This is a genomic window from Streptomyces sp. NPDC107528 (genome assembly GCF_055639295.1).
Map to the genome: position 1 here is coordinate 226,922 of NZ_JBVKAV010000010.1, position 22,990 is coordinate 249,911.

13 protein-coding genes, 1 tRNA gene and 7 pseudogenes are annotated in these 22,990 nt (G+C 64.4%); 16 read left to right on the forward strand and 5 right to left on the reverse strand.

Going from position 1 to position 22,990, the window contains the following annotated elements; genetic code table 11:
* The first annotated feature begins 172 nt into the window (after nt 1-172).
* A complete protein-coding gene (locus ACZ7L5_RS30360) occupies nt 173-5,422 on the forward strand; it encodes a hypothetical protein (protein WP_471520549.1) in 5,250 nt (1,749 codons plus the stop codon).
* Between the two features lie 48 nt (nt 5,423-5,470).
* On the opposite strand, the pseudogene ACZ7L5_RS30365 reads toward ACZ7L5_RS30360, so the two are convergent.
* Nucleotides 5,471-6,607: pseudogene (locus ACZ7L5_RS30365) on the reverse strand (IS110 family RNA-guided transposase).
* A gap of 237 nt (nt 6,608-6,844) precedes the next feature.
* Nucleotides 6,845-6,946, reverse strand: a pseudogene (locus tag ACZ7L5_RS30370) (dihydrofolate reductase family protein); the annotation flags it as partial.
* 421 nt (nt 6,947-7,367) lie between these two features.
* Between ACZ7L5_RS30370 and ACZ7L5_RS30375 the strand changes: the two are divergent.
* The 7 genes and pseudogenes from ACZ7L5_RS30375 to ACZ7L5_RS30405 all read left to right on the forward strand — a co-directional run.
* A complete protein-coding gene (locus ACZ7L5_RS30375) occupies nt 7,368-8,210 on the forward strand; it encodes a hypothetical protein (RefSeq protein ID WP_471520550.1) in 843 nt (280 codons plus the stop codon).
* Nucleotides 8,177-8,605 carry a hypothetical protein gene (locus tag ACZ7L5_RS30380; RefSeq protein ID WP_471520552.1) on the forward strand — a complete coding sequence of 143 codons (429 nt, stop codon included), beginning with the start codon at nt 8,177-8,179 and terminating at the stop codon, nt 8,603-8,605. Before ACZ7L5_RS30375 ends, ACZ7L5_RS30380 begins: the two co-directional genes overlap by 34 nt.
* A gap of 20 nt (nt 8,606-8,625) precedes the next feature.
* Nucleotides 8,626-9,018 (forward strand): zinc finger domain-containing protein, encoded by a 393-nt coding sequence (locus ACZ7L5_RS30385; protein ID WP_471520896.1) that lies wholly within the window; start codon nt 8,626-8,628, stop codon nt 9,016-9,018.
* A 595-nt stretch (nt 9,019-9,613) separates the two neighbouring features.
* Complete coding sequence (locus ACZ7L5_RS30390; RefSeq protein WP_471520554.1) at nt 9,614-10,669, forward strand: pentapeptide repeat-containing protein; 1,056 nt, start codon at nt 9,614-9,616, stop codon at nt 10,667-10,669.
* A gap of 64 nt (nt 10,670-10,733) precedes the next feature.
* Nucleotides 10,734-10,953: pseudogene (locus ACZ7L5_RS30395) on the forward strand (GNAT family N-acetyltransferase); the annotation flags it as partial.
* Nucleotides 10,954-11,187: 234 nt separating this feature from the next.
* Nucleotides 11,188-11,261 (forward strand) — tRNA-Met (locus ACZ7L5_RS30400).
* An 830-nt stretch (nt 11,262-12,091) separates the two neighbouring features.
* Nucleotides 12,092-12,840, forward strand: a pseudogene (locus ACZ7L5_RS30405) (ISAzo13 family transposase); the annotation flags it as partial.
* 277 nt (nt 12,841-13,117) lie between these two features.
* Here the strand turns inward: ACZ7L5_RS30405 and ACZ7L5_RS30410 are convergent.
* Nucleotides 13,118-14,128 (reverse strand): hypothetical protein, encoded by a 1,011-nt coding sequence (locus tag ACZ7L5_RS30410; protein WP_471520556.1) that lies wholly within the window; start codon nt 14,126-14,128, stop codon nt 13,118-13,120.
* Nucleotides 14,129-14,780: 652 nt separating this feature from the next.
* Between ACZ7L5_RS30410 and ACZ7L5_RS30415 the strand changes: the two genes are divergently transcribed.
* The 4 genes from ACZ7L5_RS30415 (at nt 14,781) to ACZ7L5_RS30430 (ending at nt 18,294) form a co-directional block, all read left to right on the forward strand.
* On the forward strand, nt 14,781-15,212 hold the full coding sequence (locus tag ACZ7L5_RS30415; protein WP_471520558.1) for a hypothetical protein: 432 nt from the start codon (nt 14,781-14,783) through the stop codon (nt 15,210-15,212).
* 368 nt (nt 15,213-15,580) lie between these two features.
* Nucleotides 15,581-16,447, forward strand: coding sequence for a hypothetical protein (locus ACZ7L5_RS30420; RefSeq protein WP_471520560.1), 867 nt, complete (start codon nt 15,581-15,583; stop codon nt 16,445-16,447).
* Between the two features lie 332 nt (nt 16,448-16,779).
* Nucleotides 16,780-17,787 carry a DNA polymerase Y family protein gene (locus ACZ7L5_RS30425; RefSeq protein WP_471520562.1) on the forward strand — a complete coding sequence of 336 codons (1,008 nt, stop codon included), beginning with the start codon at nt 16,780-16,782 and terminating at the stop codon, nt 17,785-17,787.
* A gap of 18 nt (nt 17,788-17,805) precedes the next feature.
* Nucleotides 17,806-18,294: a DUF6292 family protein gene (locus tag ACZ7L5_RS30430; protein WP_471520564.1), complete on the forward strand. Its 489-nt coding sequence runs from the start codon at nt 17,806-17,808 to the stop codon at nt 18,292-18,294.
* Between the two features lie 142 nt (nt 18,295-18,436).
* On the opposite strand, the gene ACZ7L5_RS30435 is transcribed toward ACZ7L5_RS30430, so the two are convergent.
* Both ACZ7L5_RS30435 and ACZ7L5_RS30440 read right to left on the reverse strand, forming a co-directional pair.
* Complete coding sequence (locus ACZ7L5_RS30435) at nt 18,437-18,619, reverse strand: hypothetical protein (protein ID WP_471520566.1); 183 nt, start codon at nt 18,617-18,619, stop codon at nt 18,437-18,439.
* A 103-nt stretch (nt 18,620-18,722) separates the two neighbouring features.
* Entirely contained in the window at nt 18,723-19,031 is a 309-nt protein-coding gene (locus ACZ7L5_RS30440) for a DUF6300 family protein (protein ID WP_471520568.1), read from the reverse strand.
* Between the two features lie 182 nt (nt 19,032-19,213).
* Here ACZ7L5_RS30440 and ACZ7L5_RS30445 point away from each other — a divergent pair, with 182 nt between their 5' ends.
* The 4 genes and pseudogenes from ACZ7L5_RS30445 to ACZ7L5_RS30460 all read left to right on the forward strand — a co-directional run.
* Nucleotides 19,214-20,002, forward strand: a complete 789-nt coding sequence (locus ACZ7L5_RS30445) for an RNA-binding protein (RefSeq protein ID WP_471520570.1) — start codon at nt 19,214-19,216, stop codon at nt 20,000-20,002.
* 452 nt (nt 20,003-20,454) lie between these two features.
* Nucleotides 20,455-21,393: pseudogene (locus ACZ7L5_RS30450) on the forward strand (MerR family transcriptional regulator).
* Nucleotides 21,394-21,479: 86 nt separating this feature from the next.
* Nucleotides 21,480-22,208, forward strand: a pseudogene (locus tag ACZ7L5_RS30455) (IS982 family transposase); the annotation flags it as partial.
* Between the two features lies 1 nt (nt 22,209).
* Nucleotides 22,210-22,620, forward strand: a pseudogene (locus ACZ7L5_RS30460) (hypothetical protein); the annotation flags it as partial.
* Between the last annotated feature and the right edge of the window lie 370 nt (nt 22,621-22,990).

Consider the following 22,990-nt stretch of genomic DNA (forward strand, 5'->3'; position numbering starts at 1 on the left):
TTGCAGCCGTGAACCGGTGTAGTAGCGCCGATCCGCTGGCCAATGCGCCAACTGTGGCGTGAATGGTAATCGTCGCGCCCGGCTGCCTACGGCGAAAGTAGCGCCCGATGGCATCAAAGATCACCTTTCCTATGTGTGTAGGACGTGCGGGAAGTCCCGCAGGAGTGGCGTCATGGGTATAGAGACGTTTCGAAACAGCATGCCGTCCGCTGACGGAAGCGTGACAGTCGACCCCCATCTGAAGGCTCCGGATTCGTTCTCGATAACAACCCAGATGATGCAAGATGCAGTTCAGGCGCAGGGCGTGTCGGTGGCCGAAGGGGCGAACAAGGAGGCGCTATTTTCGAATCCCTATAAAGATGCACGTGAGGAAGCCCTCATCCTGAACGCGAATAATCAGCTGACGTACCTGGAACGCATTGACTCCTCAAGTACAGGATGGGCACAGAAACAAGTCTTGCCTGACATTGAGACAACCTTCTCCGAGGTCGTGATTGCCGTTCACCCGAGCCGCGAAGTGTGGGCCTTTTGCGTACCCGCCAGTTCAGAAGGCGGGACCTTGCTGCCTCCGGAAGCTTTCGTGCTGAAGAAGACCGGTTCCAATCCAGACGGCACGTCCCAGTGTGCATGGAAGCCTGCCACCACTGACGCAATCGATGGCCCTCTGGCGGCCATGAAGTCTTTGTCTGTTTCATACTCACCCGGAGGGGGCCCGGCAGTAGTCGGACAGCCAGCAACCGGTATCACGTGCCTTATCGTCTCTGCCGTAGCCGGGGATCCTACATCGGACAACCAAAAATTCGTTGCACGGAGGTGGACCCTCAAGCAAGGCCCGCCAGTTGCTGGAGCAGGGCGCATTGTCGGCGGAGGCTATATGGTCTATCCGGCACCGACAGTTTACGCATCATACGTCTACTATGTGCTCGATAAAACTACTCTGTCTCGTTATTCGTTCAATGTGGACACCCTCGCTCTTGGGTATCAACTACTCAGCACATCCGTCGCTGCTTTCTGCGGAACATGGAACGTTCCCCGTTTCCCGCATCTCCATCCTCAGACTGATGTCGGTTATATCTACCTGGATGAGGATGGGCGTCTAGTCACCGGGTACTTCCCGCCGACATCTCCCGGAGTGAGGGCGGAGAGGTCGGAATCCGGGCTGGGTTTCGTCATCCCCGAAGGAACAAAGTCTCCCGCTGCACCTACGTCGTGGCAGGACGCTGCCGGCCGCTTGCACATTTTCGGCATCACCGGAGAAACGAATGAAAACGGTGCCGGAACGCTGAGTGTCCTGCATCAGGCAGGTTGGCAGTCAACGGGTAACGACAAGACTTATCCGATATTCCCGGTGTGGACGACAGCCCGACTGGCGGGTGCCCCGTCGGGTATCGACGGCTTCGACCTGATGGATTCAAGCTCACGGCTGATCGCTTTCGACTACTCGAGCTCCGGAGCGTCGGATGCCCTGCTCGCCGTCGATCAAACGACGGGTTCAGTTATCACCCGGACACTGAATCCTGGCGAACCGTTCGTGTCATCCGTCACGGGCAGTGCGCTTGACTATCCTTTCGACTGCATGAGGCAGCAGGTTGTTCCGTTTGACTTCACCAGCTCAACGAAGGAGGACCATCTTCTGTGCTATACCTCGCAGCCATGGATGGATAAAAAGTCTGTATGTGTATTCCGCAAGGGAGAAGGAGATTACCTCGAGCTCGTCTACCAGAACGACCAGATTGCTGGCTTGCCGATCACTGATGAAACGAGGCTCGTGCCCTTCGATTACACCAAGACCGGCGCAAATGATCACCTGTTGTATTACACGACCGGCTCAGGGAAAATGGTGTGGGTGCTCGAGCGCAAGACCGGGATCTTCGGCAGCTATTTCCAGGTTCTGGGTCCCCAACAGCATAACTTGGGAGGTTTCGACCTAGGGTCGCCCTGCTTTGCCGTTGGCTTCGACTACAACAGTAAGGGTAGCAATACCCATGTACTGGCGTATCGGCCCGGCACGGGCAAGGTATATGTGGTTACGACGAACGCTGATGCTGTGTTTTACCCGGTGGTCGCCAACGAAAGTGGTGGTATAGGCGGCTGGGACCTGGCGGAAACGAGAGACCGGCTTGTTCCATTTGACTACACCGGTCTGGGATGTAACGACCACATTTTGACCTATAGGCCCGGAAGCCCTGGGCAGCAGGAATGGATCCTTGAGCGAGTGGATCCGGATTTTGATGTGTACGCACCTGTCGTCCAGGGCACCAGCATGGCCGGCTACGACTTCGCCAGTCGCTCCGACATGGTAACGGCGTACGACTACTACCGATCAGGCAGTCTGGAGTATCTCATCGCCTACCGGCCTGGACAGGGCAAGGTGTCGGTGTTCGGGCAGCAGGGCGGGGAGATGAGATCGGTATATCAGGCCCCGCTCGCTTCGCCCACACTGGTCACGGTCGGGCTCCAGAGCACAGTTGCTGGCTTCTTGCTTGATCCCCAGCCCGACTTCAAGCCTTCTGAGCTCATCAAGCTGGACGGCAAGAACCCAGCTGAGGCTTACTGCCTCAACACCCAGGACGTCAACACCTCTCAGTGGCACACGGACAAGGTCCGGCTCCCGCATGTCACCACGCCAGACACGTATGTAGTCTCCCACTACGTAGCCAACGCCACGCTGCTCAGCCGAGCGGGCAACGCCCTGGCCGGGCACAACGTGACCGTTTCGGCAGAGTCTCTTATCGAGGTGCAAATCGGCGATATCTCCTACCAGGTAGGACCAGGCCGTGAGATAACCGCCATGACTAATGTAGTGGGGCAAATTTCGGTAAGCGTCGCCGCTCGAGGGCTGAACCCGCCGGTGATACACCTGAACGCCGATGGACTCGAAACTGGGGCTGCCATTGACTTCGCTGGCCCCGCCAACGCATTTCTTGCGGGTGAGAGCACTCTTCCGTCCCAGAAGGGATTTTTCAACGCCGAGCTGCTCTACAAAGCCACGGCGCCCCCGAACCCAAGCAAGGGTGTGCCAGCATTGGATGAGGATCCGCCGCCCCTGGTTCCGGATTGGAATGCGCTGAAGGAACGTGGCCTGACCCCGCAGATAGTTGTTGATCACTGCAAAAACGCCTACACGCAGGCTGCGAGCAGTGAAAAGACCGTACTGCTCCACATGGATGGGTTTGAGGAGCAGCAAACCATTCACGGCTACGTGATCCAGCTCTGGGACCCGGACAGGCCTGCCTTCCAGGCATTTCGCACCCACGGCGAACTGGACGCCTACAAGGCTTACCGCGACGGCCATCCAGCCTACGGCGGCTGGTGGGAGGACGTCGTCAGCTGGGCCTCAGATGTGTGGGAGGGCATCAAGACCGGCGCTGCCCAGGTGGCCGAAGTCATCGTCTCCACCGTCACGGAAATCGCCATCTTTGTCGGCGATGCCATTGTCTCCCTGGGAGAAATCATAATCGACGCCATCGAACAAGCGGTGACAGTCGTCGAAGCAGTATTCCAGATGATCGCTGACGCTATCTCCCGCGTGGTCGACTGGCTCAAGTCGCTTTTCGCAATGAAGGACATTTGGGAAACGGCGAAGGCCATTGAGTCCTGTGTCACGGGAACAGTTTTCCCGCTCGGCAAGACCATGATCACTGATTTCGGCCACAAGTCGGAACAGTGGTTCCTGGATCAACGAGCTGTGTGCAAGCAATATTTCGACGACATCTGCAACCAATACGGGGACACTCGCGTAGGCGATTTCCAAAACAAATGCGGGAATGTTCGCACCGCATCCGGGGGAGAAGTTGCAAAAAGCGATCTCAGCACACCCCAGGCTACCTGGATGCAGAATAAGGTTCTAGGCAGCAAGGACCTTCCTGCACCAGTCGCCCTCAAGACCAGCGATGGTGCTCCACTTCCAGATTTTGCAGCGTTTGTTGCCGAAATTGTTGGCGACGCGGCCTGGAAGACGCTACTCAACGACCTCAATCGGCTCGGGAGCATTCTCACTGATTTTCTCGATCCTCGTGATGCTGGTACGACAGGTAGCGCCTCTGTGCCCAAACTGGTGCGTATCGTGCAAAAACTCGTAGACGACTTCCTTCAAGCGGCAGGGAAGCTCGTATCGAAGGTCACCGATTACTTGTCCACGGCAATTGACGCAGTTGAGGAGTTCCTCAAGGCGAAGTTGGAGCCTCTTGGTCTCATCGACACTCTCTATGACTGGGTACAGGAAATGGCGGGGGTCGAGCCGGAGAAGCGTACAAAGCCCACCATACTTGGGCTTTGCAGTCTCGTCCTGGGGTTCTTCGTAACCATCTTGTACAAGCTCATCAACGGAGTGGACAACCCTCCCTTCCCAGGGGGTACGTTCACCGAGATTCCCGTCCCACCCTTTAAGGATCCGCAAGCTCTGGACGCCACGCCCGAACCGACTCTGAACAAGAGGCTCGTAGAATTCCAGATCAGTGCAATCGCGGCGGGAATCATGTCAGGCCTCACCACGGCGGCTACGGATTTGGTTAACATCCCAACGACGGCGGTGGCTCCCCCTTCGCCCGCGAAGAAAAGGGCAACCTATGTCCTTAACCTTCTGCAGCTCATATGTATGGAATGGGCTTTCGCCCTGGGTATCCCGAGCGTTACTGCCGGAAGGAAGCGTTGGGACGGACCAGGGTACGCTGGGTGTGCAGTCAAAGGATTTGCTCTGTTTCTCGATATCGTCGCAGTGGTTCAGTCTGGTGTCACGACGGCTACGGGAGAGGAATCCAAGCTCCTCAAAAACCTTGGATATAGTGCAGCAGGTCCAAACGAAGCCAACAAAACACTGCTACCTGGCACCTTTATCCAAACGATTCTCGGTGCGGGAATCCTTGGCTGCAATGTAGCCCAAACCATAAACTCCAAATCGGAAATTTCGGAATCGTTGTATGCGATGGCCATGGCCGAATCGGTCATTGACCCCCTTCCGAGAGTTATTCAAATCGGTCGCAACTTCGCCGAAAGTGCGGAATCCGCCCCTCGCGTATGGCCCATCGTCGCCGCTGTAGACGGGGTCCTTGCCGGCACTTCATTGATCCTGCAGGGTGCCGCGGCGGCCGACGCATACTCGAGCCGGCCTCGACCTGTTCAGAAGAAGGACCTCGTCGTAACTGCCGGTACGCCCTTCGAGCTTCAGGTTTTTGATGGGGGAGACTCCATCTTCCAAGACGGACTTCATCTCGTGGAAGGTTCAGTTGTATGGAACCCGGCGCTGGGGAAGGATGTGGATATCAGCTGGCCGACCACCAGTACAGGCCTCGCGATAAAGGGGACACTTCCTGTTAAAGGGGAGTACACCGTGAGGTTGCAGGTCCACGACCGGTTCGCTCCAAATATGTACGCATCCGATGCCTTCAACATCACGGTGAAGGCGCCTACCAACGGCTACTGATTCCCAATGTGGTTGTCAACGCCTTGCTCGTGACTGGCCGTAGCTGCCTCAGCGGAGGAGTGCGCACAGGACGTTCAGGCGGCGGCGTGCGAGGGCGATGACGGCCTGCTTATGGGTTTTCTTCTCGGCCCTCTTACGTTCGTAGAACGTTTTGGAGACGGGATCGGGTGGCGACCTGGGCCGACATGTAGAAGACTCGCAGCAGGCGGCGGCAGTAGCGATGGGGCCGACGCATGTTGCCGCTGATCCGCCCCGAGTCCTTCGGGACGGGCGCCAGGCCGACGACGCCAGCGAGGCGGTCGGCCGTGCCGAATATGCTCATGTCACCACCGGTGTGGGCTATGAACTCGGCGCCCAGGACGAATCCGATGCCGGGCATACTCAGGATGACCTCGGCGTGCGAAACCGGCTCTCGATCAGGGCGTCGGTGTCGGCGATCTCCTCATCCAGGGCCGCCACTTCCCTTGCCAGCCTGGCCACGACGGCGGCGGCCAGCTTCTCTCCGGGAACGACGGTGTGCTGGGCCTCGGCGGCTTCGATGGCGGCGGCGATAAGCCTGTAGTTGCGAACCTTGCGGTTCTTCAACCAGCCGGCCAGGCGGTTCCTGCCGGTCCGACGCAGCGCGGCCGACGTCTGGTAGCCACTCAGCAAGACCAAGGATGCCTTTGAAGTGCTGTAGTCGAAGGCTCGCTCCAGGGCCGGGAAGTATCCCAGCAGCTGGGCCCGCATCCGGTTGATCGTCCTCGTGCAGTCTGCGGCCAGGTCCAGGCGGCGAGATGTGAGGATGCGCAGATCGACAGCGATGGCGTCGCCATGGTGCATCGCTTGGAAGTCGCGTCGCATACGGGCCTGGTCCGCGATGATGAAGGCGTCCTTCGCGTCGCTCTTCCCGTCGCATCGGTAGGAGCCGGAGCCATGGTGGACGGTGCGGCCAGGGATGTAGAGGACTGCTGCCCGTTGTCGGTCAGCAACGCGATCATCAGCGCGGCACCACCGGCATTAAGATCGATAGCCCAGGTCACTGGCTCATCTTCGGTGAGCGCGAGCACATCCGCGATCAGCTCCAGCGACGCGGCCTCGTCGTTGGCCACCCGCCGTGGACAGCCTGCGCTTGCCCTCTGCGTCGATCACCACGCAGTGATGTTCGGCCTTGCCCGCATCCGTACCGGCCCACAGTTCAGGCACGGCCACCTCCGGAGTCGTTCCTGTTCGAATCCCAGCAGACGACCTCGCCAGCGTGTCCTTACCAAGCGATCTTGCCGCGCGTCCCAATCAGTGGCCGAGTCGTCGCGGGGCACCATGCGGCCAATCAGTAGAAGCCACTTCTACGGCATGAACTTGACAGCTACACCCAGTGCCCCCGGGCTTCCCGATCCTACGCGTAACCGGTATCAACCCACCAACAACGTAAGGAACTTGATTGGGGACGACGAGTGGCGGGTGCTCGAGCACGCGGCGCTTGTACTTGATCAGCTGGATGCGGCCGTCGAAGGTGCGGTGCTCGATCATCTCGAGGGCAACGTCTAGTCCCCGCTCAAGGAGGCCTTGGGGGCGCTTCGCGGACCAGCCTGCTCATCGTTGGAACCCACGCAGAGCGACTGAGTGCAAGCAGGCCAGGCCCGACAGAGTGCACTAGCAACTGTCCATCCAGATAACGGCAATCGGCTGTGGTGCGTGTGGCACGGTAGGCAATAGCCTGACCCGTTGCTCTCCCCGTCGTGACGGGCCAGGGCCGTCGCGAGGGTGAGCGTCCAGTCGGCCGACCACCTCAGCCTCGAACCGGCGGTGGCAACGCCAAGCCCGCATCGCGGGGAACCACGCCCGGCGCTGCCATGGATGCCGCCCATGAGGCCTCCCGGGGTCGGACTAACGGCGTAGGACCGACGATCATCTGCAAGTTCAACGCTGGTGGTGGCACGATGAGTTGGGACGAAGAGTGGGGTTCGTGCGGGGTGACAGGCGGCAAATTCAAACGGCGGTCCTGGGCGGCGCCGACTCGGAGGAGCCGCTGATACTCCCGCTAGAAGCGATCGAACTAGACGCCTTCCGACGGCTTCACGAGCACGACACGTTCTGGTGCGGGCTGCTGCTCGGTGGCTGCGGCCTTCAACTGACCACCAAGCTGTACACCGACCGGGTCTGCCACTTCGCCCACCACCCCGGTCCCGATGGTCATCCTCACCTGTGTGGGCGCCGCGCCCGCGGCGTGAGCAGCGCCGATCACCTGTATGTGAAGGCTCAGACCGCCGTCTGGCTCCGTGACCGGGACCGGCACGCCGATTTCGAGTTCGCCCAGCTCGGAGGAGCGCCGATCGGCTCCGTGGTGGACATCCGGTTCCAGCGCGGCGGGCTGCGCGTCCACTTGGACCGGTCGGTGGAGCCTGTGTGGGACCAGGAGGGCCACGAGCCGGTGCTCGGGATGTCTGTGCCGGTGGACCGGGACACGCTGATCCATCGCTGGTATGTGCACCGCATCCGTTTGGACAGTGAGGGCACGGCACGGCGGGTCCGTATCGGAACAGAAGCCTTCGCGCGGCCCACCGAGTGGTCCGGCCTGAACGAGTGCGAGATGACGGAGCGGGGTCTGTCGACGCCGGCGGTCGAGGCGATCATTCAATCCCGCAAGGCACCCCGACCGTCGCGTTGGTCCCCCGGCAAGGCGAAGAAGGTTCCGAAGCCGGATGCACGAGCCCAGGGCTTGTTGCGCCGGCTGCTGTATGCACGCCGCGTCGATCTGTCGTCATGGTGCGAGAGGTGTGCGCTGAGATCGCCGACCTGTCCGGGGTGAGCCAGGAGATCCAGAGCCAGCTCGAGACCGCAGTTCGACACGGGCACATCTGGCTGGAGGAGCAGGCCGGAATCCGCCAAAGGCTTTTCGCCCGCCTGGACAAGGCAGTGTCCGATCACAGGCCCGGGCAGGTGCGCAGGCTGCTGATACGCGTCAACTTGACCGCCTCCGATGACCGCACGGGCACCGAGGACGCGATCGTGGAGAGGGCGACCGACTACTTCGCCAGCCTCGACAATCCCACGCAGGAAGCAGTGAGCAGGAGGCAGCAGCGGCCGCCAGCCGCCTGCGCACCATCCTCAAAAGCCTGCGTCGCCACGACGCCTACGCGCATGACCTGCGGTCCCAGGTGGAGGATCTGGTCCGGGCAGCGGCCTTGGCAGGAGACCGTGTGACTGCCGGGCAAGCCCGAGATGTGGCCACCTGGAAGCAGCGCGCCACAGACGGGGCGCAGTTGCCGTTGACTCCGCTGCATAAGCAGGTAGGACGCCAGTACTGGATAAAGCAGAGCTGTCCACGCTGCCACGCAGGGCAGGGCAAGCCCTGCGTCCTCGCTGAGGGCACCGACGTCGGCAAGGCTCGCCCATTCCCTCACGACGAACGCGTCCAGCCGATCCTGGACGAACGGAAAGCCCGGCAGCAGGCGAATCCGAAGGTCGTCCCGCGCCCGTGGCGCGTGTACGAGGTGACATGCCCGGACTGCGACCAGGGCCCGGATCTGCGTTGCAAGAGCCCTGGCGGCCCACACCGTGCACGGGTCGAAAGGGCGAAGGAGTACACCCGCCTGCAGAAAGCGCGGCCGCAGTGATCCATGGCGGGCGGCCAGCTGACAACCTACGCAGGAAATTTCGCTTCCTCGGGCTTCGCCGATGACGGGCAGCTCTGCCCTGTACCTCGCGGGCGTGTCGGCCCTCTTGGAATGCGTGGCGCACGCCTCACCGATGGCTTGTGCCCCCTCACCGCCGTGGTGTAGCTGCGCCGCGGCTGCTGTGACCGCGCCATCGCAGAGGCCTCAGTCGAGATGACCTATAAGCAGCTCCGATTCGGGCGGAGCGACGTCGGCTGACGATTGCTACGCGGCGAAGCTATGCGCCATGGCCTCCTTCTGAGGGACTATCAGTAATTGGTCGGGCCGTAGATCCAGACTGTTCTGCTGTACCCGATAACGTCGTGGCCCAGACGTTGTCCCAGAAGCCTTAACGGGTCTGGTCTCCCGTCAGGTGAGGGTTTTAGTAGTCAGGTTGATCGATGTGTCGGATTTCGGTGTTCATAGGAGGGGCATGGTCAGGAGGAGGCTCCCACCAACCCGTGGCGGGGGTGCCAATCAGGATGCTCGTCAGGTGGTCGGCCGGGTACGAAGGAGGGTGCGGCCTTCGGCCCCGTCCGAGCATGCTGATGCCAGCGTGCATCAGCATGTCACTTCCGCAGCCACTGCTCTCACTGCGCTGGCCGCCGTTGCGGCTCTGCTGTTCACCGGGCTGTCGGCGCGGCAGGCCCAGAATGAACTCGGTAATCGGCGAAAGGAATTGGATATTGCCCAGGAAGGACTTATCACGGATCGGTTCACTGCCGCTGTGGAACAAATTGGCGCCGAGTCGGTAGACGTGAGGCTTGGCGGAATTTATGCCCTCGGGCGGATCATGCAGGATTCTCCAAGGGATCAACCCGCTATTGTCAATGTGTTGTGTGCATTTGTGCGTAAGCATGGTGGTGAACGTGTCCAGGTAAGGTTCGCCGGGCAGAAGGTTTGGGCGCCTGCAACACACGTACAGGCTGCGCTCTCGGTCCTGTCCGCTCGCGACCTCGGAGCCGACGGGGAGAGTTCGGTTGATTGGGTAGGCGTCTCGATCACTGGCGCCAATCTGAGAGGCGGGCACCTTCTAGGAGTGCAGGCGGCCGATGCCGACCTGAGTGAAGCCGATCTCCGGAGGGCCGATCTCCGGAGGGCTCATTTGTTGCGTGCTGACCTTTCGAGAACAGACCTAAGGTGGGCAGACTTGCGTGGTGCAAAAATGTTCCGCGCGGTCACTGAAGGCACCCTATTTACGGGGGCGCAACTGCGCGGCGCAAGACTCGATGACATCTCTATGGTTGACGCCGACCTCAGGGGAAAGGATCTAACGGGCGTGAAATTGCACAACTCGCGCGTTGAGCGCGTAAACTTCAGTCGGGCAACATTGCACGATGCCAAGTTGGTTGGAGCAGTATTTACTGATGTGAACCTACGTGCCGCCGACTTGCGCGGCAGCGACCTAAACAGCGCCGTATTCGCTAACTCTCAGTTGCATGGGGCGACTCTTGATGGTGCAGAGCTCCACAGGGCTGACCTGCGGGGTGCTCGTGGCCTTACTGTCCAGCAGGTGCTTGCTGCCCGGCTGGGTTCTGAGACAAGACTTCCCTCAAACATCGCTCACGACCGACGCGTGCAGAAGCGGGTACAGGTGGTAACCCCGGGGTGAGGCACACCTGGCCGCTTAGTTACAAGGAATAGAGGGACACTGTTCACGCTGCCCAAACCGAACGGTACTGCCCACCGCGGCGATCAGCTGGCGGCTCGGCTCAGTTCTGGGGCCAGGGATACGCATCCGAAGCCGCCCTGGCCACGCTGGAGTTTGCGCTCCAGGACCGCGGCCTTGACCGCATCATCAGTATCAACCGGGTCGGTGACGATGCCTCCAAGAACATCAGCCGCAAGCTCGGCATGGTGCCGGAGCATGTGACAGGCCGCCCGGTGTACGACTAGCCGCTGCACGTTCACACCATCGACCTCACCGGGTTCGAGGGCGTAAGCCGGCTGAGCCGTCGTGAAGTCACGAGATGGATCGCCTCGGAATGAGGCACCCTGGCGGAAGATCTCGCCTCCCTGCCGGTGACCTGCACCTTCACGGAGCCATGGTCAGCGACGAGAGCTGCATCATCTCCGAGCAAAATTCGATTCGGCCCAACCCGATCACTGCCGTACAGTTCACCGTACCGACGCGGGGTGGAGCAGCTCGGTAGCTCGCTGGGCTCATAACCCAGAGGTCGCAGGTTCGAATCCTGTCCCCGCTACCCACACGTGAAGGCCCGGTATCCACCGGGCCTTCACTGCGTCTGCGCCTAGCCGAACCCGATTCGGAATGCCGCGGACAACCTCGCCCTTTGTGACCGCACCCGTCTCTCCGAATGCGACGTGTTCGTCGTCGAAGACCGCTCCCCGGCCCGCCTCTCGACGACGACCGAACGCTGACCCTCTGACGGCTGATCAAAAGTGACCCACTTGGTGATCTTCGTCTGACTCTGGCCTTGGTGATCAAGGTCAGGACGAAAGGTGATCGCGGTGGCCGTCGGCGTGCTGACCGTGCTGGCAGGGAACGCATGGGCTGTCGCGGTACTGGCTGCCGGGGGGCGCCTTCGCAGGCACTGTCGCCTTCGCCCGGTCCGTGATCGGCTGAACCGGCCCGGGCGAACGGACGCCCGGGCCGACGCCGTGGTCACCGCGAAGTACACACGTAGTCGCTGCGGGCGTCAGGCGCCGCCCCGTGCAGAGAGCTTGTCGCCTTGCAACTCGTCGACGACGAAACCGGCCTGACCACCGTGGACCTACTCGAACCGCCTCGCTGAGCACAGCCGTGACGTCGAAAGTCCCGTCACGCGACGCTCCGACATGATCAACTGCGTGCTTCAACCCCCACCACAGACAGACCCACGACCCAGCTCAGCCGTCGTCACCGCTAATCACGCACAAGGTCGTTAGGGCGTGCAGAGAATCAACTTGCCTGTTCCGAGACTTGACCTCGCAGGTCAGCCCATCAAGCGCCCGCATGTTGTTCTTCTGCACGCCCTTAGGGCTCGCAGAGAATCAACGTGTTGCTTCCCGTGATTCGGCTCGTTGTTGTGATATGAGCGTCTCCGCTGAGGTCCGAGGTCAACTCGCTGTGAAGTTCGGGGTGTTGTTCCCGCATCTCGACGAGCGGCAGCGGCGGTTGTTGATGGGTGCCGAGGCACGAATCCTGGGGCATGGTGGTATCCGGGCGGTCGGGAGGGCGGCCCAGGTCAGCGAGACGACGGTCCGCAAGGGCGTGGGCGAGCTGGAAGCCGGCGAGGAGCCTCTGGGCCGGGTACGCAGGCCCGGTGGTGGCCGCAAGAGAGCCGTGGCCCTTGATCACGGTCTGCGGCGCTGCTTGCGCTGGTGGAACCTGATGAGCGGGGCGATCCGATGTCGCCGCTGCGCTGGACGGTGAAGTCGACCAGGAGCCTCGCGGCCGAGCTCACCCGTCAGGGACACAGGGTGAGCGCGGACACGGTCGGAGACCTGCTGCGCTAGGAAGGATTCAGCCTGCAGGCCGGCGCCAAGACCATCGAGGGCAAGCAGCACCCCGACCGTGACGCCCAGTTCCGCTACATCAACGGGCAGGCCAGCCAACACATGGATGCAGGCCAGCCGGTGATCAGTGTGGACACGAAGAAGAAGGAACTCGTCGGCGACTACAAGAACGCCGGGCGTCAGTGGCGGCCCGAGGATGAGCCGGTACTGGTCAAGACGCACGACTTCCTGGACCGGCAGGGACCAGGCAAGGCGATCCCGTACGGGATCTACGACATCGCCGCGAATACCGGTTGGGTCAGTGTCGCTGTATCGCATCAGTCCCGCACGGCAGGACCAGTCCAGGAATCGAGCGAGCCGCCACGGGAGACGCCCCGTTTCCCGCTACCGGACGGCGGCGATCTTGTTGTCGATCTGGCGCAACCACATGGCATGCCACACCCGGAGTGTGCGCAGTCGCTCCAGGTCAGGTGCAGGTCATCGAACACGACTCGTGTGACTGAGCACGTTAGTTGGCCCCAAAGGACAACTGCGATGCACAGAACGCGATCAGGTGCACAGGCGACGTGGTTGAGGGCCAGACACTCGTCGCTCAGGGCAGTCAGGCCCAGGGGTCGTCGGACGGTTCGGGCTCTTCCGGGTAAAGCATGCGGCGGACGCAGCGCAGGAGCCCGGGCTCGCTGCCACCGGCGGCAGCCATCCAGGGCAGGACGTCCATGGCACGGGCGCGTTCTGCCGAGGCCAGGGCTTCGACGGTGGCGCGCAAAGTGTCGGGGGCGGGTTCATCGGTGAGGCAGAGCCAGCCGATTGCGGCCGCAAGGCGGACTTCGGGGGCCTGTGCCCGGTCCTGCCACAGCTCGCGGATCCATGCGGTGGCCGGCTGGTGCGGGTGTGCACGTGTGGTCTCTGCGGTGGCGAGAACCAAGGCGGCCCGGGACATGGGGTCCTGCTCCTTGACGAACCGGGTAGCGAAGGCGCTTCGGACCATATGCCCGGGGTCGGCCGCGGTGGCGAGAGCGTAGGAGGCGTCGATGCGCATGGCGGGGTCGGCGCCGTCGAGTAGAGGCAGGAGCACGGGGGCTCCGGTGGTGATCGCGGCTCGGGCGGCGGCCACCGACCAGCCTGCCGGGTAGCCGGTCACCTCGACGCCGTAGTCGTCGTAGTCGTCGTGCTGAGGGCCGGAGCGGTGAAGGAGGAGTTCGTCGCGGGAGGCGACACCGAAGTTACGGGCGCGGGCCGGGGCGGCGAGACCGCCGAGGGCGTCGGCGCGGTGTCGATGGTGGGGATCGGTGGCGATCCGGATCAGGAACGGGACGGCGAGAGCAACGGCGGCCCGGCTGTCGTCGGCGCACATGCCGATCAGGACACCCATCGAGTTACGTGCCGCCCCGTCTCCGGTGCGCAGCAGGCGAACGGCCTCCCGGGCGTTCTCCCCGTGAGGGAAGTTTCCCCAGGGAAGGTCGTCGAGGACGGCTCCGTCGAAGGTCCCGGACCGGATGGTCGCTACGACAGCCCGGATGTCGAACGGGCCTCCCGCGAACGAGGTCAGATCCTCTCCGTCCACCAGCGCCCGACACATCGCGAACGTCGGATCGGTCCGCCAGTCCCCCACACCACACCATCCCACCGTCAATCCCCAGAGATTCGATCATGCGCGATTCGGACGACGCGAAGCCACCTGGCAGTCAGGCCGCTGCATGCCGCAGACCACTATGAACCCAGAAACCCCCAGCTCAGCGTGTCTGTGCCGCCTACTCGCGAGCCACATATCGCGCACAGGGGCCAACCAGCGTACTCAAGGGCCAACTATCTCGCTCAGTCACACCGTCCTCGTGTGCCTGAGCGTTTTACTTGGCCCCTGAGTGCTCTAGTTGGCCCCGCTGAGCGGCGTAGGTGGCCCGCAGGGTAGCGGGAGCGGCCAGATTCGTGGCAGTTTCCGCGGTACTGCTAGCGGAAGGCCTGGCCGTCGAGTGTGCTGGTGCTGTGGCGTCCTCCCTCAACCAGGCGAACCCGGACCGGGGTCCGGTCTGGTCCCACAGCTGCTCGCTCACAGACCCATGGCCGGGCCATGCTCCGCGACCAAGGCGCTTGGTGCCGACTGGAGGTGGGGGATTTGTTTATCGTGCATGTCGGGTGAGACCAGTACGAGTACGTGGGCAGCGACCGGCCCTGCGCGGACGCCGTGGCCCGTACACGGGAACTCGGCCTCTTCCCGGAAACCGCTAACGGCCTCGCCCTACGCGGCCGAGGTCGACGAAGCGGAAGTGACGGAGCCAGCCGACGAGCACTTCTGGATACGCGTGCACACCGCGCTGGCCTCACGGCATGCGCTGCTCCTCGAGGAATGCTACGTCCGCGGCGCCGCACGCTGGCACCGAATCACACCGAAGAACCTCAACACAGTGCGCGCCGGTCTCGGCCCGCGCGCATTGCTGACCGTCTGGCCCGACCTGATCCCGAACGTCGGCGCCGTCCTCGCCGCATTGCCCCAGGAGGAGGCCATCCAGTTCGTCTGGGAAGCGCAGGACGGGACGATCAGCCACGCGATCGTCGACGACACCGACTACCAAGAGCTCACCGTCCACGTGGCCGATGCCCGAGCCGCCTGCGCCCTGCCTCTGTCCCTCACCGAACACCGCCCACTGCTCTGTGCTGCCCTGCCAGACAGCGACGGTGTACTGCGCGCCCGGTGGTAACCCGGTTCGCGCGCCACGGGCGAGCCAGCAGGTCTTGTGCATCGAAGTTGTCCTGCAAGATAAGGTGTCGCGCTCGGTCACAGGATGTGACTGAGCACTAGAGGTGGCGGATGAGCACTTGATCTGGCGGGCTGTGCATGCTGGTGCGCCAGCCCTGAGGCCAGCCAGGTCGATCCGCAGTCGTCATGGGGGCCGTGCGGCGAAAGAGTTTGTCACGAGGTGGGACGTCGACAATGATCGCCTCATGACGACCAGAAAGGGCCATGCCGTTTAGGCGCCCCGCTCCCCTCTCTATCGCTCGCGCGCCGCCGCCCGCCGCTCACCGCAGCGCCCGATGGCCGTGACCGCCCACCCAGGAGAGCCCGCCCGTGCAGACGACCGCCCTCACTCCCCACGCCCATCTCCCCCGAGCTCACCACGACCGCCACGTCCTGACCAGTACCGTCGACGTATTCGGTGTCGCCCACTGGCTGCTCGCCGAACACGCCCCGCAGTCCGGCGGCGATGCCCGGGTCTTCGACGCCCTGGTCGTGTCCGTCCATCCGGACGGCGCCGTCGGACTCACCGAGCTGCGCGCCGTCCGGGCCCGCTGGCCGCATCTGGACCGCCTGCCCGACGGCGGATTCGTCGTCGCTGCGTCTCGCGCCCGTCGGTACGAGGACGGGAACCAGGTCCAGCTCTTCGACGGACTCGGCCAGGAGACCTCGTCCTTCTCCGTCGGAGACGCCATCGAGCACCTGCTCGTGGACGAGGCCGGCCTCATCTGGGTCGGGCACTTCGACGAGAACCCGTCCGGAATCCGCCGCTGGAGCACCACAGGCCACCCCATGTGGGCGTCGGACAGTGCCGACATCCCCGGTCTCTTCGACTGCTACGCCCTGAACGTGTCGGGCACCACCGCCTGGGCCTGCACCTACACGGACTTCCCGCTCGCTGAGATACGCCCCAACCGACGCGAACAGCCCGTGAGGGTCTGGACGAACCAGATACGGGGCGCCAAGGCAGTGGCTGTCCACGGAGATCAGGTGGCCTTCTACGGCGGCTACGGCGAGGAGCAGGACCGACTCGCTCACGGCAAGCTCACCGAATCATCGGTCGAGCCAACGGACGTCGGCCTGCTCACCCTTCCTGATGGCACCGCCCCGGGCCGCCGACGGGTCGTCGGCCGAGGAAGCAGGATCTACGTCCAGGCCGAGCCGTTCACCACGTGGGGCATGCTCGATCTCAGCAGCTGATACCCGGCGCTGGCGGGGCGCATCAGCGAGGGGCAGATGGTCTTCGACCGGTTGATCGAAATCTCCGATGCGCAGGCGCCCGGCGCTCCTGTGCTGCGCTGAGTCCTCGACGCCGCAGCGGGGCCACGGCCGAGGCACCGTTCCGCTGGTCGACACGAGCAGGCGGGTCAGCTCGCGCTCGGCGTTACCGTCGGGCCGAATCTGTGCATCGGAGTTGTCCATCCGGGCCAGGTACAGCGCTCAGTCCACCTCGGTTCCTTGCAGCGAGGGGCCGCACCCCGCGTGTTCGAACTCTAGTTCGCTAACGTGAGGGTGGAGGAGGTGGGTGTGTCATGGGATCGACTCACAGGACGTGCGAGGCATCGACGGTGATGCATGTGCGCTGCCCGGACCGTCTTCCGGAGGAGGCCTACCGGAAGGTCCTGGAGCAGCTCGCGGAGCTGTCCCCAGTCGTGCAGGCCCTGCCGCCGTCCGCGGCCCTGGTGGAGCTGAGGGGCGCACTGCCGTACTACGGCGTGGATGCCCGCCGCCTGGACGAGGTCCTGCGTGTGCGCGCCCTGTCTCGCCTCGGTGTCGACGTACGGGTGGGGATCGGGCCGTCCATCACGGTCGCGGCCACCGCCTCCGCTCAAGTCCCGCCGCCCGGAGGAGTCCTGGCCGTTCCATCCGGAGAGGTCGGCGCCTGGATGAACCCGCTGCCGGTCGACGCCCTGCACGGCATCGGTCCTCGCCAGGCCGCGGTGCTGCGCGACTACGGCATCCACTGCGTGGGCCTGCTGGCTGCCGTCCCGGCCGCTACGGTGCAGCGCCTGCTGGGCGGCCGCGCCGGCCGTACCGCCGCCGACCGGGCTCGCGGCATCGACCCGCGCCCCGTGGTCCCCCGCGACCTTCCCGCCTCCGCAACCGTCGCCTGCCGCTTCGCCCGCCACACCCTGGACGGCGCCGCCGTCCGATCCGCTCTGCTGGACCTGGTCGTCCAGCTCGGGCACCTGCTGCGCCGGCGCCGTCAGGCAGCCCGCGCGCTGACTTTGACTCTGCGCTTCGCCGGCGGCACCTCGTGGGACGCCACCCGCCGGCTGCCGGAGCCGTCCGCACACGACGACGACCTGCGCACGCTCGCCTACCAGCTCATGGACGCCGCCGGCCTCCAGCGCGCCCGCCTGATCGGCCTCACCCTCAAAGGCGGAGACCTCATCGACGCGGACCAGGTCGCCCAGCAGATCAGCCTGGAGGGCGCCCGCGAGGACCGCCTTGTCGCCGAAGCGGACGTCGACCGCATCCGCGCCAAGTTCGGCCCCGCCACGATCGGTCCCGCCGCTACCTTCCGCCGGGCCTCGTGACCCGCCCCACCCGCGGAGGTGAGCCGTGATCTGGACCCGCCCGGACTGAGCCCTGGCGCGGCGCAGCGGCTGCCGCACTGGCCCTACCTCCAGGCCGTCGACGAAGCCCTCACGCGGCGGGGCATCCCGCCGGGCACCGTCCGCGCCGACCGCACCTACCCCCGGTGGGGCGACACGATGTACATCGTGCTCGTGTGGGACATCAGCCGCACCGCCAGCGCGGCCGGTCTCCGGCTCGACTGGAGGGAAGGGACCGGATGGGCCTATGCCCCGCTTGGTGTCGGCCCGTCCATCACGACCCCAACCAGACCGCTCGCCGCGCTGCACCGGATCTTCGCAGCGCCGGACGACGTTGCCCAGGTGGCGGAACACCTCGTGCGCGGCTGGCGTACGCCCGTCGACGACTACGGTGCGGAGTGGGACCAAGCGGAACGAGTGCGGGACACCATCGAGAGTTTCCGCGCCGCTTTGAGGGAGCCAGGCGGGTTTTGGGCGGGCGCCGGCTGAACGGACCCCAGCTCCCCGCGGCATCGCTATGCGGCCGGCCCGCTGCTGCCGTTCTTCTTGAGTGCGTGCTTGAGCTTGCTGCGGGCGTCCGGACGGTCCGGCCCGGCCACCTCACCCCAGAAGGAGTGCGTCACGACCGCCGTCACCAGCTCCCGTTCCCTCTCCGCAGCGCGGCAACGTCCCGCCGCTCCTGCTCCGTCCAGCCTGGCGAGGCGGGAGGCACCGGGGAGGTGGCGAGCCAGTAGCCCTCGGGACGCTGCCAGGCCTCCATCGGTTCGACGGAGTACGGCAGCCGCTCGTAGAGGCTGGTGAGGTCGGCCCGCACCTGGCTGAGGTCATGCTGCGCTGTGAGGAGATCGTCGGGCTAGTCGCACGTTGCCACGGCCCAACAGTAGTTCGATACGGCGGCCGCGCCGCCGACCGACGGCTCAGGCCTGGTCGGGCGGCGTCTCCTGCCAGTACCAGCCGTGCGCGGCCATGCACTCCTTCGTCCACTCCATCAGCAAGTGGGCGCCTTCCTGGACGCGGCTCGTGTCATGGCCGCAGTTGTTCGCGAACCACTGGACGAGAAGGCCGGCCGCCGGGCGGTCGACGACGCCGGTGTCGCAGACCGGGCACAGCTCCAGATGGATGGGACGGCCGTGTTCGTCGTCCTGCGGCGCCACACCGCTCATGATGAGATCGCCCCGGCAGCGTGAACACTGCGGCAGTCGGTCGGAGAACCTGAGCAGTTCCATGGCCAGCCCCCCTTGCTCTGGACGTGGCCCTCCACCCAAACCCCGCTGACCTGCGCCGTCAACTGAGACGGTCGGCGATAGTTGGCAGATGGTCGCCGGTAGTTGGCGTATGACGCTCTGTGCGTCACGGAAGCGGAACTGGAAACTACGCTGGCGTCCCTTCCGTCGGTCCAAGGAGCGGTGTGCCGCCGTCCTTCGTGTACCGGATTACCAAGTACGACCCCGCCGACCGCGACGAGCATGGCCACTACATCGGCGTCGAGGACCCAGTCAGCGACCACGGACCTGTCGAAGCGGCGTATCTGGCGGCGATCGTCGCCTTTGCGGAGGCCTCGGACATCGACCGGTTGGAGATCCGCGAACCTGCGGTCACCGGCTTTGTTCACTTCGGAGTGGAGCCGCCGGTTGAGGGGCACGGCCTCGGCGGGCTTTTCCCGCCCGACCTCACTGGCTACCACGACGGGGCCGAGGTCTCTCTTCCGGTCGCCCTGGAGCTGGTCCGGGCCATGCTCCGCGACCAGGGCGCCTGGTGCCGACTGGAGGCGGGGGACGTGTTCACTGTGCATGTCGGGTGGGACCAGTATGTGTACGTGGGCAGCGATCGGCCCTGCGCGGACGCCGTGGCCCGTACACGGGAACTCGGCCTCTTCCCGGAACCGCTGACGGTCTCGCCCTATGCGGCTGAGATCGACGAAGCGGAAGTTACCGAGCCAGCCGACGAGGACTTCTGGACGCGCGTGCGCACCGTGCTCGCCTCACGGCAGACGTTGCTTCTCGAGGAGACCTACGTCCGCAACGGCGCACGCGGGCACCGCCTCACACAGGAGAATCTCGACACAGTGCGCGCCGGTCTCGGCCCGCGCGCCCTGCTGACCGTCTGGCCTGACCTGACCCCGGACGTCGGCGCGGTCCTGGCCGCGCTGCCCGAGGAAGGATCCGTGGAGTTTGTCTGGAGGCGCAAGACGGGATGATCAGCCACGCGATCGTCGACGACACCGAGTACCAGGAACTCGCCACCCAAGTGGCCGATGCGCGAGCAGCCTGCGCCTTGCCATTGTCCCTCGACGAACGCCACCCGGCTGCTCTGTGCTGTCCTGCCGGACAGTGACGGCGTGCTGCGCGCCCGATGGTGACCCGGTTCGCGCTCAGTCAAAGGCAGACGCGAGGAGCTCCCCGGCCGAGGTGGTTCCGGCGCCTGTCGCTAGATGAATGAGTCCAAAGGGCTCGTAGCCGTAGACCGCTGGCGAACGGTGGCCCATGTCGCTGCCATTGCTGCCCAGCGAGTGCAAGGCGGGCCGGTCGTCCTGGCGGTCAGCGGAAACAACGTGACGCGTGCTCAGCAATTCGGAGGCTCTCTCGGACCGGGGCCCAGCTGGGGAATAGCCTTGAGTCTCCAGTGACTGGAGACAGCAGAGTTGGGGACATGGACGTTACGACCCTCTACTCGATCGGGGAGCTTTCCCGGCGGACCGGCTTGTCCGTGAGGACCATCCGGTTCTACTCCGATGCGGGGGTGGTAGCGCCGACTACCCGAAGTCCCGCCGGTTATCGGCTCTACGACCTCGACGCACTGCTTCGTCTGGAACTTCTGCGCACACTGCGCGAGCTGGGCATGGACCTGGCCACGATTCAACGGGTACTGGACCGCGAGCTCTCGGTGGCGGATGTCGCCGCGGCGCACGCCGACGCCATGGACGTCCAGATCCGGGTGCTGCAACTGCGTCGGAGTGTTCTGCGAGTCGTGGCCGGACGCGGGTCCGATCCCGAGGAGATCAAGCGCATGCACAGGCTCACGCAGTTGTCCGGCGAGGAACGCCGACGTTTGATAGACGATTTCATGGTTGGCACCTTCGGCACAGTGGATGCCGACCCGGCTGCGGTGGCAATGGTTAGCGCTGCCACTCCCGCCCTTCCCGATGATCCGTCCAGTGAGCAGGTCGCCGCGTGGGTGGAGCTCGCTGAGCTGGTCGGCGACGAGGGCTTCCGGGCCCGGATGCGCCGGATGGCCATGTGGCAGGCCGCCGGGCGCCCGCTCGACATCGAGAGCGAAGCGGGCGAGGAACTGATGAAGCTCACCTGTCAGAAGGTGGCCGAGGCCATGGAGTCGGGCATCGACCCGGCTCAGCAACAGGGGCACACTCGTCATCGACGACCTTGTGCACCGCTTCGCCGAGGTGTTCGCACGCACCCCTGACACGGATTCCGGGACTGGATGGCCCAGCAGTTCGAAGAGGCACACGATCCCACGGTGGACCGGTACTGGCGGCTGGTATGGATCGTCAACGGCTGGCAGGTAGTACCGAACCTGATTCCGGTGTACCCCTGGCTCATCCAGGCCCTGCGAAAAGACCGCGACGCATAGTCACCGCAGTGGAGACCGCCCTCGATCCCTGAATGAGTCCACGGGGTGGCCTGCGCACATGGCGCGGGGGCGTCCAAGGTCGGTGTGTGATCACAGACTTGGACACCCTCGCCACGGCACTGTACGCCAGGATCGACGACGCGTTGAAGGCTTCGCCGCATCTGGCACCGTGGCGTCCGGCTGTCGGAATCCCGCCCACGCTCAGTGACGCCGAACTGGTCACTGTCGCGGTGATGTCGGCGCTGCTCGGCTACACCTCGGAGCGGCGGTGGCTGCGGCGCGCCAGCCGGGACTTCCGGCACCTCTTCCCGTACCTGCCTCAGCAGTCCGGCTACAACAAGCGGCTCCGCAACGCATCCGAGCTGGTCACGCATTTGATCAGGATGCTGGCGCAGGACACCTCACTCTGGAGTGACGACGTGTGGGTGGTCGACTCCACCGCGGTCGGATGCGGCTGCTCCCGGGAGACGGCCAAACACTCGGACCTGGCCGGATGGGCCGAGTACGGCTACTGCGCGTCGCGCTCTCGGTACTTCTGGGGCCTGCGCCTGCACCTGGTGTGCACGCTCGGCGGCCTGCCGGTGCTGTTCGCGCTGACCGGAGCCAAAGCCGACGAACGCGAGACGCTGCGCGACATGCTCGACACCGCGCCGGACGTGGTCGCCTGTCACCCGGGCCAGACGATCATCGGGGACAAGAATTACTACGGCCGCGAGTTCGAACACGACCTGACCGAGCGTCGCCTGGTATTGCCGCGACCAGCCCGCAAGGGCGAGCCCGAGCGGGTCGGAGCACACCTGTTCAATGGATGCAGGCTGTCCGTCGGGCTCGGCCGCTGAGGGCTGGTCGTTTCCGGCGGGGAGCTGCCGGCTGTCCATGGCCTACGGATTTCTGATCGGCCCCGAGGGTGCGTTCGGGATCGACGCCTATTGCTGGACGCCCCTGCATGCCAGCACAGACGGATGGGTGGAGTCCTTGGCACTCGCCGCCCATGCCGCTCGGTGGGCCAAGACCGTCACGAGGGTCAAGGGCAAGGCCGTCGAGTCATTGGACCTCGGGGGCTACGAGCTGGTGCCCGAAGTGCAGGGTGTGACAGACACCTGGTGGCGAGGCAAGGACTCGCTCATCGCTCTATACCGAGGCGAGGCCATCGGTCTTGACGCACCTCGATGCCTCGAAGCTCACGTTTATGAAGGCCTCGATGAGTGGGGACTTCACGGCGGCTGACCGCCGACGCTGCAGGATCTGAGCACCTATCTGGCCGGACGGGCCAGCTATCGCGCTCAGTCGCAGTAGTCAGTTTGCGTCGCTTTCGATCATATGCGGAGATCCATGTTCTGCCGGGATGCTGTGGTGGTCTGCTTGACTTCGTGGATACGCAGCCAGTGGCCGTGGTGCGGTCCGATACGTGCGGGCTGGACGATCTCTTCGTTCCGTACGGGATCGAGGAGGCGGTACGGGATCTGCTGACGCTGGGGGAATCCTGGCCCCGGCGCTGGGCGACGACGTGGCGGTTTGCCGGGGGCGAGGTGGTCTGGCCGGTTCGGGATGTGGCTGGGGCGCCGGTGTCTCCTCGGAACCGGTACGACGGTTCACC

What these genes read in the sequence shown, in the direction of transcription:
- ACZ7L5_RS30440 (WP_471520568.1), bottom strand. Translation starts at nt 19,031, where the DNA reads ATGGAACTGCTCAGGTTCTCCGACCGACTGCCGCAGTGTTCACGCTGC.
- ACZ7L5_RS30425 (WP_471520562.1), top strand. Translation starts at nt 16,780, where the DNA reads ATGGGATCGACTCACAGGACGTGCGAGGCATCGACGGTGATGCATGTG.
- ACZ7L5_RS30360 (WP_471520549.1), top strand. Translation starts at nt 173, where the DNA reads ATGGGTATAGAGACGTTTCGAAACAGCATGCCGTCCGCTGACGGAAGC.